This window comes from Rhodococcus sp. PvR099 (assembly GCF_017833315.1).
Classification (GTDB): Bacteria; Actinomycetota; Actinomycetes; order Mycobacteriales; family Mycobacteriaceae; genus Rhodococcus_G; species Rhodococcus_G oryzae.
This window is the reverse complement of sequence record NZ_JAFIBV010000001.1, coordinates 1,022,912-1,033,671: the sequence shown is the minus strand read 5'-3', so window position 1 is coordinate 1,033,671 and position 10,760 is coordinate 1,022,912. Positions and strand designations below refer to the sequence as shown.

Here is a 10,760-nt window from a genome sequence, read left to right as displayed (position 1 = left end):
AAACTCGAAGGTGTATTCGGCGCAGGTTGCGCACTATTTTGTATGTCCAGATTTGTGTCGGCCGCGTTACACAGAGTATCGGCCGTGGGCTGCTATTGTCGTCCGTTTCGGCCTTTGGTTACATGGCCTGCACGTTCGCGCGCGGCGGCCCCTCGCCCGGATCAGCGGAAGCGCTCGGCCTCTCGCGCGAGTTCGACCAGCCGAGCGCACATCGACGCAAGTTCGGACTGCTCCGCGCCCTCCGCCACGGCGGTCTCGACGTCTTCCGCGGCGCAGCGGACCTCGAACATCCGATCCACGAGCGCCGCCGCCTCGTCTGCGGTCAGGACCACGGCGTCGGCGGGAATCGACGTGCCCTTGACCGCGCTGCGCTGTTCGTATGCGCGCTGTCGGCAGGACTGGCGGCAGTAGCGGCGGCGTCTCCCGATGCCGACGTCGGCGACCTCGCGCCCACACCACACGCACGAATCAAGTCTGCGAGAGGGGCCTGCCACGGACAGTCACCTTACTGTGCCTGCCGACGACGCCGTGCCGGGCGACGATGCTGTGCTGTTCGACATTCACAAACCGGTAAGATGGTGCGGTTGCGTCTGTGCGACGCCCGGGAACCATTCCAGCGTCCGTGGCGTTGAAGATGAGTGAATGCCTGCTGATCGGTGAGGTACTGCCGATCCAGTGCGCTCGCGTGCCGACCTAGGGAGAGGACACCACCATGGCAGATCGCGTACTTCGAGGAAGTCGACTCGGAGCGGTGAGCTATGAGACCGATCGCGACCACGACCTGGCGCCCCGCCGCATGGCCCGGTACCGCTGCGACAACGGCGAAGAGTTCGATGTCCCCTTCTCTGACGATGCCGAGATCCCCGGCACCTGGCTGTGCAAGAACGGTCTGGAGGGCAGCCTCCTCGAGGGCACCGCGCCGGAGGCCAAGAAGGTCAAGCCCCCGCGTACCCACTGGGACATGCTGCTCGAGCGTCGTTCCGTCGAGGAGCTCGAGGAGCTGCTCAAGGAGCGTTTGGACCTGCTGAAGACCAAGCGACGCGGAGCGTAGCGGAGCCGGCGCCTGAGATACCGCGACGCGGAGCGTAGCGGAGCCGGCGCCTGAGATACCGCGACGCGGAGCGTAGCGGAGCCGGCGCCTGAGATACCGCGACGCGGAGCGTAGCGGAGCCGGCGCCTGAGATACCGCGACGCGGAGCGTAGCGGAGCCGGCGCCTCAGGCGCCGCTTCACCTGAACGAATCAACGCCGCCCCCGGGGAGATCCCCGGGGGCGGCGTTGTCGTATCCGAACGCCTTGCCTACTTACCGAACAGCGCCTTCGCCTTGTGCCACCGGTTGCGCATGCCCCAGACGGTGACCTTGAGCAACGCTTCCTGCACGATGTTTCCGTCCATCTTGGACTCGCCGAACTCGCGCTCGGTGAACGTGATCGGCACTTCCACCATGGTGAAGCCGTGCTGGATCGCGCGCCAGGCCAGGTCGACCTGGAAGCAGTAGCCGTGCGACTCGATGGAGTCGAGGTCGAGTGCCACGAGCACCTCGCGCCGGTAGGCGCGGAAGCCGCCGGTGATGTCCTTGATCTTCACGCCCAGCGCCAGCCGGGAGTAGATGTTGCCGCCACGGGAGAGGAACTCGCGTCGCTTCGGCCAGTTCACCACGGAGCCGCCGGGCACGTAGCGCGAGCCGGCGACCACGTCGGCGCCCGCGTCGATCTTGTCGAGCAGCCGGTGCAGCTGCTCGGGGGCGTGGCTGCCGTCGGCGTCCATCTCGACGATGACGCGGTAGTCGCGCTCGAGGCCCCACTTGAAACCGGCGATGTAGGCCGCGCCGAGGCCGTTCTTCTCGGTCCGGTGCATGACGTGGATCCGGCCTGCGGTGTCCTGCTCTGCCAGCTTGTCCGCAAGGTCGCCGGTGCCGTCCGGGCTGCCGTCGTCGGCCACGAGCACATGTGTGTTCGGGAGAGCGGCGTGCAGGCGGCCGATGATCAGCCCGATGTTCTCCCGCTCGTTGTACGTCGGAATGATCACCAAGGTGTGCGCGCTCGGTGTGTCCCCGCCTGGCGTACCCGCTGCCATCTTGATCCTCCCTGCCAGCCGAGGCTGGTTTCCTTCGTGATGCGTCCGCCGCCGTCAGTTGATCGGTGCGGCCGACCGACGCCGCCGCACGAGTGCGACGGCGAGGGCCAATGTGGCGCCGACACAGAGAACGATCTCCGGAATCGGGCCGAGTCGAGTAGCCAGCGTAGTGGAGGCCCGAAGTGGAACCTCCGCGACAAGCGTCGCGGGCACGAAAAGTGACGAAGATTCCTGTACGGACCCGTCGGGGGCGACGATCGCACTGACGCCCGACGTGGCCGCGACCACAACGACCCGACCGTGTTCGACCGCCCGCACCCGCGACATCGCGAGCTGCTGGTAGGTCATCTCGGTATCCCCGAAGGTCGCGTTGTTGGTTGGCACCGCGATCAACTGGGCGCCGGCCCGGACCGACTGGCTGAGCGCTCGGTCGAATGCCACCTCGTAGCAGGTCGCAACGCCGACCGGGATCCCGGCGGCCGTCACGACCCCGTTGCCGTTGCCGGGGACGAAGTTGCCCGCCTGGTCGGCATACGAGGAGAAGTGGCGGAAGAAGTCGCGGTAGGGCAGGTACTCGCCGAACGGCTGGATGATCTTCTTGTCGTGGCGGTCCTGTGGACCGTTGTCGCCGTCCCAGACGATCACCGAGTTCGTGGTGGTCCTGTCGCCGTTCACCAGGACGGCGCCGACGAGGATCGGAGCGTCGACGGCACGCGAGGCCGCCTCGATCGCGGCGGCCGCGTCGGCGTTGCGGAACGGATCGATGTCCGAGGCGTTCTCCGGCCAGATCACCAGGTCGGGCTGCGGCTGCGTGCCCGCCCGCACGTCCTCCGCCAGCGCGAGGGTCTCCCGGACGTGATTGTCGAGGACCGCGCGGCGCTGGGCGTTGAACTCGAGCCCGAGCCGGGGCACGCTGCCCTGGATTGCGGCCACGACGACCTTCCGATCCCCCGCCGCGCCGTCCACCGACTCCATATCGGGAAGGGCGGGCCACAGCGCGGCGGCGAGGACCGGCATGGCGAGGGCGAACGCCCCGGCGGCGAGAAGGTCCCGGGTCGGGCGACGGCGGGCGATCGCCACCGCGAGCGCGGCGATCCCGGAGCCGGTCAGCGCGACCGCGAACCCGAGCAGCGGGGCGCCGCCGATCGCGGCGAGCGACAGCAGCCAGCCGTCGGACTGTCCGAACGCCAGCCGTCCCCACGGGAAGCCCCCGAACGGGACGCTCGAGCGCAGCCATTCCGTCAACGTCCACGCGCATGCGATCCACAGCGGCGCCAGCGGCAGCCTGGCCAGGATGACGGCGAGGACGCCGAACAGCCCGAAGAACACGGCCTCCGCGGAGGCGAGGGCGAGCCAGGGCGCCGGACCCACGTACTCCCCCACCCAGGGCAGCAGTGGCAGCAGGAATCCGAGTCCGGCGAGGAATCCGTACCCGAATGCGCCTCGTAGGCGCAGTGGCGGCCGATCCTGGGCCGTCCCGGCGCGGCCCCCCGCACCGAAACGCGTCAGCACCAGGACGAGCAGGGCCACGGCGAATGGGGCGAGGAACCACAACGGTCGTGGTGGGAAGCTCGCGAACAGCAGCGCACCGGATCCGAACGCAAGGACGCAGTCGCGGATGGTCGACGATCGGGGCTTGCGAGAGCGGGTCTGGGTCGAGGCGGTCACCTCAACGCTCATAGATGGTCTCCCCGCGGTGAACGGTTCGCAGGCACACCGGGTTCGCGGACTCGGGATCGAGGTGCGGCAGCGCGGGCACGCGGGACCGCGGATCGGTCGACCAGCGCTGGACCGAATCCTTGGCCGCGGTGACCACCAGCTCACCGGCCTCCCAGACGGCGTACGAGGCAGGCGCACCCGGGACCAGCGTGCCCGCGAGCCCGTCGCGGACACCACCGGCCCGCCAGGCTCCCCTGGTGGCGGCGGAGAAGGCCGCGCGGGGTGAGACCCCGCTGCCCTCGGTGCGGTGGTTGACCGCGGCCCTGAGCATCGCCCACGGGTCGACGGGGGTGACCGGTGCGTCGGATCCGAAGGCAAGTGACACCCCAGCCGCCGCCATCGCGGCGAGCGGGTTGAGGGTCGCCGCGCGATCCCGCCCGAGGGCCTGGACATAGAGACCGTGGTCGCCGCCCCAGAGTGCGTCGAAGACCGGCTGGACGCTCGCGACCACGCCGAGGCCGCCGAGGGTCGCCGCCTGCGCGGCCGTGATCATCTCGACGTGCTCGAGACGGTGACCACACGCCGCGACCGCGGGCCCACCGAGCTCGCCTGCCACACGCTCGAACGCCTCGACCACGGCGGCGACGGAGGCATCGCCGATGACGTGGAAGCCGGCCTGGATGCGCGCCTCGGTGCAGGCCCGCAGGTGCGCCGCGATCGTGTCGACGTCGAGGTAGGCATTGCCCGTCTGGGGGCGGTCGGCGTACGGCTCGTGCAACCAGGCCGTGCGGGATCCGATCGCGCCGTCGACGAAGAGGTCACCGCCGAGGCCTGCCGCCCCCGTCTCGGCGAGGAGTGCCTTCGCCTCCGCCGCGGTCTGAACGGGCTGTCCCCAGTAGGCGCGCACCTCGACCCCGTGCGGGTGTGCGAGCAGTTCACGCAGGTCCTCGCGACCGGAGATGTCGGGGCCTGCACATTCGTGGACCGCGACGATCCCGTTGGCGGCGGCGTTGTCGAGCGCCGCGGTCCTGGCCCGCGCGCGCTGTGCCGCGGTGAGCAGCTCCCTGGCGGCCGCGCGGACCCGGTGGTGATCTTCGGCGGTGACCGGGGCCTCGGCCTCGTCGACGCCACCCGCCCGCCGTAGCAGCGACGAGGCGGCAGCGGAATGGACATCGATCCGGGCCAGGTATACCATCCGGCCCGGTGCGGCGGCGTCGAGTTCGGTGGTCGTCGGGGCGCCGGGTTCCTCGGTCCAGGTGGTCTCGTCCCAGCCGTGCCCCCAGATCACCGCGTCGTCCTGTTCCTCGGCATAGCGCCGCACCAGGTCGAGGCACTCGCGTCGGGATCGGGCGCCGGTCAGGTCGAGGCCGGTCAACATCAGTCCGAGGGCCGTCACGTGGACGTGGGTGTCCACGAAGGCCGGTGTCACGAAGGCCCCGTCGAGTTCGATGATCTCGGCGTCGGGATGGAGCGCGCGTCCGGGACGGTCCTCGCCGACCCACACCACGGTGCCATCGGTCACGGCCATCGATGTCGCATCAGGTGCGGCGGGGCTGTAGATGCGACCGCCGACCAACAATTGGGTACCCACGGGGGTTCAGTCTGCCCGCCGTGGACCCGCCGCCGTGTCACCGGGATCCGGAAGGATGATCTCTCCCTCGATCGCGAGCGGTTCGGCGGTGCCCGCGGGCGAGCCGGCGGTCTCGGTCCCGTATGTGACGTCCTCCACGATGGTGTCCTCGACGATGACGCCGTCCACCACCGTGCGGCGACGGGTTCGCGAGTACACCTCGGCGCCGACCCCGCCCGCCGCGGTCATCATGCCGAGTCGACGACCCCCGAGGATCAACACGAGCGGCCGGAGCACCCGCCGGGTCGGGGGGATCAGCAGGAGCAACCCGAGCGCGGTGGTGACGAGGCCCGGGATCACCAGGAGAACGGTGCCCGCGGCGACGACCGCCCCGTCGGCGACGGCTCCGCCTGCGGAACCGGTGCCGCTGCCGGCACGACGGAACCCCTCGATCACCTTGCGGCCCTGCGAGCGGACCAGGACGAGGCCGATCGCCCAGCCGAGCAGGAACAGGGCAATCGTCCACAGCACACCGATGGTGCTGCCCACCCAGATCACCGCAGCCACCTCGATGACGACGTAGAGCACGAACAACGCCGGGATCATCGGCCTGCCTTTCCTCGGTCCCCTGTCGGGTCCTCTGCCCGAACAACGTGCGGAGGCCCCGAAATTCTCCCGGGTTTGCGCTGTAAACCAGAACCCTCCAGTTGACCTGGATGCACACCTCCAGTGGAGGTCAACCCAAACCCTCTAGTTGACATTTAGACATTGGGCGTGATGCAGTTCACATCGGCCGGGTTCATGATCGCCCTGTTCGCGCACCAGCCGAGGAGCAACATGCGTCTCCCCTTGATCCTTCGCACGATGTCCGTCGCCGGGGCCTCCGCCGCGGCCCTTGCCCTCGCGGTCACCGGGCAGGCGGGCGCGTCCCCCGCGGCCGCGGAACCGCCCGGCTCGGCGCCCGCAGCCCTCCTGACGCAGTCGGGCATGCAGTCGCCCGAGGCGATGGCGGTGCTCCAGAACATTCTGGGCGCCGCGGCGCTCGGTCCCCTCGGTCTCCCCGAGTTCGGCGTGACCGCGCCGCAGGACTTCATGTATCCCGCACCGACTCTCGGCTGCGGGGTCGGCGAGAGTCCGGTGACCGTCACCGTCGCGTCCGCGCAGGCCGGTCCCAACTTCCCCCTGCCGCCGTTCATCGAGCGCGGTCAGTTGCGATTCCAGGCGTTGCCCGCCCACGTCGACTTCCCCAAGCAGTCCGGACTCAATGTGGTCTGGTTCAATGCCGACACCTTCAAGGGCGGCATCGAGCCGCTCAACGACGTCCTGCTCGGGGTGCCGACGATGTCGAAGACCGTGGCAACCGGCGCCGGGACCGTGTTCGCTGCGCTCTACGGCGACGTCACCTATCAGTCGGGCAAGACCTGCTTCGCGCTACCGACGGTGGGCAGCTTCACCGCCTAGCCCGGTCGGCCTACGAGCCGGGCGTGACCAGCCCGGTCTCGTAGGCCAACACGACCGCCTGCACGCGGTCGCGGAGGCCGAGCTTGGTCAGGATCTTGCCCACGTGGGTCTTGATGGTGGCCTCGGAGAGATAGAGCTGCCGCGCGATTTCCGCGTTCGACAGCCCGGTCGCCAGATGACGGAGCACCTCGAGTTCGCGTTCGGTCAGGTCGTCGAGGATCTCGGGTGTCCGGGTCGGGGCCGGGTCGTCGCCGATGAACCGCGACAGCAGTCGCCGGGTCACCTTGGGTGAGACCACCGCGTCGCCAGCCGCGACGCTCCTGATGGCCGAGACCAGGTCCTCGGGCGGGGTGTCCTTGAGCAGGAATCCGCTCGCCCCCGCGCGCAGCGCGCCTAGGGCGTGCTCGTCGAGGTCAAAGGTGGTCATCACCAATACCTTGCTGGAGCAGCCGGATTCGACGATCTGCGTGGTGGCCGCCACGCCGTCGACGATCGGCATCCGCACGTCCATGAGCACCACGTCGGGTTCGAGGTCCCGCGTGGCGTTGACCGCGGCGGCCCCGTCCCCCGCCTCCCCCAGCACCACGATGTCCTCGTGTGCCTCGAGCACCATCTTGAGGCCCATGCGCATCAGCTCTTGATCGTCGACGAGCAGCACGGTGATGGGCATGGCGCCACCCTATCCCCCTACGGGATCTCGTCCATTCCGTCGCTTCCCGTCGGCCGCTGCGGTTGCTCACGCCTTGACACTGTGTCGGCATATTTGTGGGCGTTGGCTTTTCGTCTGGCGCGGTCGAGGAGCTCTTTCGGGTGGTGGCGGTGGTTGATGCGGGGTTTTCGGTCGGGGTCGATGTGTGGTGGTGGGATCCATTCGGTGCGTCCGGCGTATTCGGAGTCTTTGGGGGCGGTGCGGGTGTGCCAGCCGCCGGGTCCGTCGTGGATGATGGCGTGGCAGCCGTCGCACCCGAGGTGGGGGTACCCCCTGCACGAAGTGCTTGGGGGAGAGGACACCGATGTCGGTGGTGCCGCCCTTGGACCAGTCGTGGACGTGGTGGACGGCGGTCATGGTGGCCGGGGCGTCGCAGCCGGGTCTGGTGCAACCGCGATCGGCGGCGATCAACGCGAGTCGTTGGTCTGCGGTGGCGAGGCGTTTCGAACGTCCGAGGTGCAGTGGTCTGCCGTTGTGGTCGAAGAGCACCAGTACTGGGTGCGAGCGTTCGGCCATCGTCAGTGCGTCTCGAATGGGGAGGATCCCGCCGGATGCGGTGGTGGCGACACCCGTGGCGTGTTCGAGCTGATCGAGGGTCATGGTGATGATCGCGGTTACCGGCAGCCCGCGATGGGAACCGAGGATGCCGGATGCGAGGAGTGCGCGCAGTGCTTCCTTGACTGCGTCGTGGTTGCGTTGCGCGGCGGTGCGGGTGTCGCGGCCCGCGGCGGCGGCAAGCCGGTCGCGGTCGACGCTGGGGTGTTCGGCGGCGCCGGTGGGTGATTCGGGGTCGTCGGGATTGTTCATCCCTGGCCGCGCCCATTTCGCGAGGATCGGGTCGAGCAATGCTCGGGTCTCGGGGTCGAGGTGCCCGGAGATCGGGGTCATGAGGTTCTGGTCTTGCCGGCCGAGGCGGATACCGCGAAGACGCTTGCGGTCCTTGTCGTCTGTGAGGTTGCCGTCGGGGTTCAGGTGCGCGAGCAACTCGTGCCCGGCTTTCTCGACGTCCTCGGGTGTGGCCGAGCGCGCCAGTTCCGCGAGGATCTCCTCCGCGACTGCGACGTCGGAACTGCTGACGGTGTGGGGGATCTTGCGGATGACTTCGCGTATCGCGCGTGCGTGGTCCGGGCCGATGTCTCCGTCGCGTTGCGCGCTAGCGGTTTCGGGCAGGTCCACGGGAAGCGGCTGGCCGGAGAGCGCATGCCAGGTACCCAGTGACTTCGCCGCGGTGATCCGAGCGGAGGCGTCGGCCGCGGAGATCCGCAGCACTCCGATGAGTAGCTTGTTGAGGGTTTTGTGGCCGAGCTTGCCGGGTAGGGAACGTTCGGCCGTTTCGACAATCAGCCGGTGCCCCACCGCGTCGGCCCGGCGAAGGGACATTTCGACCTGTTGCATGACCGACGTCAGCTCGCCGTCCGGCAACCCCGTCAGATCACACTCGGTGAGCCCGTCGACCGCCGCGGCCAATGCGGACAGGTGGCCGTGCACCTGTTCCGAGACCCCGATGCCATCGATCGAACGCATGTTCGGATACGACCGCCGGGGTCCGACAAGTTCACAGTACGAACCGCTGCCGACTGCCGTGAGGAAGCATGTCGTCGTGGCGTCCCCGAATGTAGTGTTGGCCGATGGGGACGCGCACGATCGCTCGATTCCTCGGCGCCGCGATGGCGATGTCTGCGGTGCTGCTCTGCGTATCCTTCGAACCCCCGCCGGCGTCGGCCCAGCCATGCCCTGATGTCGAGGTGGTGTTCGCCCGGGGTACCGGCCAAGAGGACGGCGTCGGCACGACGGGGCTCTCATTCATCGAATCGCTGCGCTTGTTCGCGGGTGCGCGATCGATCGGGGAGTACGCCGTCAATTACCCAGCCAGCAGCAATTTCGACGACCGGCAAGCGTTCTTCCGCACCTTCGTCGAAGGGATGTGGGACATGCATTCTCGGATTCAGGACATGGCGGCAAGCTGCCCCAACACGAGGATTGTGGTCGGGGGCTATTCACAGGGCGCGGCCGTTGCCGGGTTTGTCACCGCAGCAGGAGATCTCGCCGGATCATCTGCCGAGCCGGCTCTGCCAAGGCCGTTGTCGCCGGATGTGGCCGGCCACGTCGCCGCCGTCGCCCTTTTCGGAAAGCCCTCGGATCGATTCATGCGCGACGCGGGCAATCCGCCGATCGTCATCGGGCCGCTGTTCGGTCCCAAGACGATCGATCTGTGCGCTCCCGGCGACAACATCTGCGATGGTTCCCCTCTCGGTCGCCCCAACGTCTTGCATGCGTTGTATCCCGTGAACGGGACGACCGTCGAGGCCGCACAGTTCGCCGCCAGTCACCTCTAGCCGGTCTGCGCGATGATCACCAGGTCAACGAGCGTCAATCGCCTTCATCATCTCGGTGGCGAGTGCCCGTTCGCCGTCGGCGTTCGGGTGCACAGGGACCGGCTGCGTCGCGTTCAGCATCGGCTCGATCCAGCGCTGCCCGACGGGTTGGCAGCCGTCGCGCCCGTCTGACACCTGCGACATGTCCACGAAGGTGGTGTCCGTCTCCTGCGCCGCGCGCCGCACCGCGTCGTTGAGCGAGGCCTGGAGCTCGCGGAGGTACTGCACGTCGCCCGGGGCGAGGGGTAGCTGCGGGAAGCAGCTACCGGTGGCGGGCACCAGCCACGGGTAGCCGGCGATGATGACCTGGGCGCGCGGGGACCTTTCGTGGATGTCGCCGAGGGCCTTCACCAATGCGGGATACGTCTTGGCCTCGATCGGGTCGGCGAGGCTCGTCCCGTACTGCGCCCGGCACGGCGCCTGCGCGCCCGGAGTGGAGACCATGGCGCCGATGCAGGATGCCATCGCCCCCGCGAAGGTGCTGTTGTTGTTGCCGCCGATCATCAATGTGACCAGCTCGGTCGTCGGTGTCAGCGCATCGAACTGGGCGCGGGTCCCGGCGTACTGCGGCGCGTAGAAGTCCTCCGTCTTCGCGCCGCCGCAACTGACGTCGGTGAGCGTGTAGCCGAGCTGCTGTGCGATGAGGTGGGAGAAGTTCTGCTCGGACTGCCAGCACTGTGAGATCTGAGTCGGGGCCATCGGGGACACCCCGGAGCCGGCGCTGAAGCTGTCGCCGAGGTTCACGTACTCGAGCGGCTGCGATGGGGCCGCCGCCGCGGGAGATGCGAATCCCACCGCGGCAGCGAGCGCGCCCGCAGCGAGTAGCAAACGTCTAGTCCCCGTTGTCACGGACAATTCGGATCCCCTCGGTCGTCTGGCATGGCCACCCCACTCTTGATGATGGAAGTGA

The 10,760-nt window shown here is 68.6% G+C and carries 11 protein-coding genes; 3 read left to right on the top strand and 8 right to left on the bottom strand.

From position 1 onward, the window contains the following. Positions 1 to 161 precede the first annotated feature (161 nt). Positions 162 to 494, bottom strand: a complete 333-nt coding sequence (locus JOE46_RS04790) for a hypothetical protein (protein ID WP_097209716.1) — start codon at positions 492 to 494, stop codon at positions 162 to 164. Between the two features lie 218 nt (positions 495 to 712). On the opposite strand from JOE46_RS04790, the gene JOE46_RS04785 reads away from it, so the two are divergent. Next, positions 713 to 1,051, top strand: coding sequence for an RNA polymerase-binding protein RbpA (locus tag JOE46_RS04785; RefSeq protein ID WP_027501343.1), 339 nt, complete (start codon positions 713 to 715; stop codon positions 1,049 to 1,051). A gap of 248 nt (positions 1,052 to 1,299) precedes the next feature. Here JOE46_RS04785 and JOE46_RS04780 read toward each other — a convergent pair whose 3' ends face one another. Genes JOE46_RS04780 through JOE46_RS04765 form a run of 4 tightly spaced genes read right to left on the bottom strand, consistent with a single transcriptional unit; the run spans position 1,300 to position 5,911 of the window. Then, on the bottom strand, positions 1,300 to 2,076 hold the full coding sequence (locus JOE46_RS04780) for a polyprenol monophosphomannose synthase (protein ID WP_097209717.1): 777 nt from the start codon (positions 2,074 to 2,076) through the stop codon (positions 1,300 to 1,302). A 54-nt stretch (positions 2,077 to 2,130) separates the two neighbouring features. Beyond that, on the bottom strand, positions 2,131 to 3,756 hold the full coding sequence (gene lnt, locus JOE46_RS04775; RefSeq protein ID WP_097209718.1) for an apolipoprotein N-acyltransferase: 1,626 nt from the start codon (positions 3,754 to 3,756) through the stop codon (positions 2,131 to 2,133). Further along, entirely contained in the window at positions 3,746 to 5,326 is a 1,581-nt protein-coding gene (locus JOE46_RS04770; protein WP_257016945.1) for an amidohydrolase, read from the bottom strand. Before JOE46_RS04770 ends, lnt begins: the two co-directional genes overlap by 11 nt. 6 nt (positions 5,327 to 5,332) lie before the next feature. Next, on the bottom strand, positions 5,333 to 5,911 hold the full coding sequence (locus tag JOE46_RS04765; RefSeq protein WP_097209720.1) for an FxsA family protein: 579 nt from the start codon (positions 5,909 to 5,911) through the stop codon (positions 5,333 to 5,335). Between the two features lie 171 nt (positions 5,912 to 6,082). Here JOE46_RS04765 and JOE46_RS04760 point away from each other — a divergent pair, with 171 nt between their 5' ends. Next, entirely contained in the window at positions 6,083 to 6,766 is a 684-nt protein-coding gene (locus tag JOE46_RS04760) for a hypothetical protein (RefSeq protein ID WP_245220935.1), read from the top strand. 10 nt (positions 6,767 to 6,776) lie between these two features. Here JOE46_RS04760 and JOE46_RS04755 read toward each other — a convergent pair whose 3' ends face one another. After that, the gene (locus JOE46_RS04755) at positions 6,777 to 7,436 is read right to left on the bottom strand and encodes a response regulator transcription factor (protein WP_097209721.1); all 660 of its coding nucleotides are present in this window, start codon (positions 7,434 to 7,436) and stop codon (positions 6,777 to 6,779) included. Between the two features lie 66 nt (positions 7,437 to 7,502). After that, a complete protein-coding gene (locus JOE46_RS04750) occupies positions 7,503 to 8,999 on the bottom strand; it encodes an HNH endonuclease signature motif containing protein (protein WP_245220934.1) in 1,497 nt (498 codons plus the stop codon). A gap of 104 nt (positions 9,000 to 9,103) precedes the next feature. Between JOE46_RS04750 and JOE46_RS04745 the strand changes: the two genes are divergently transcribed. Next, a complete protein-coding gene (locus tag JOE46_RS04745) occupies positions 9,104 to 9,811 on the top strand; it encodes a cutinase family protein (RefSeq protein ID WP_209926445.1) in 708 nt (235 codons plus the stop codon). 24 nt (positions 9,812 to 9,835) lie between these two features. Here the strand turns inward: JOE46_RS04745 and JOE46_RS04740 are convergent, their stop codons facing one another. Continuing rightward, positions 9,836 to 10,645: an SGNH/GDSL hydrolase family protein gene (locus JOE46_RS04740; RefSeq protein ID WP_307861253.1), complete on the bottom strand. Its 810-nt coding sequence runs from the start codon at positions 10,643 to 10,645 to the stop codon at positions 9,836 to 9,838. Between the last annotated feature and the right edge of the window lie 115 nt (positions 10,646 to 10,760).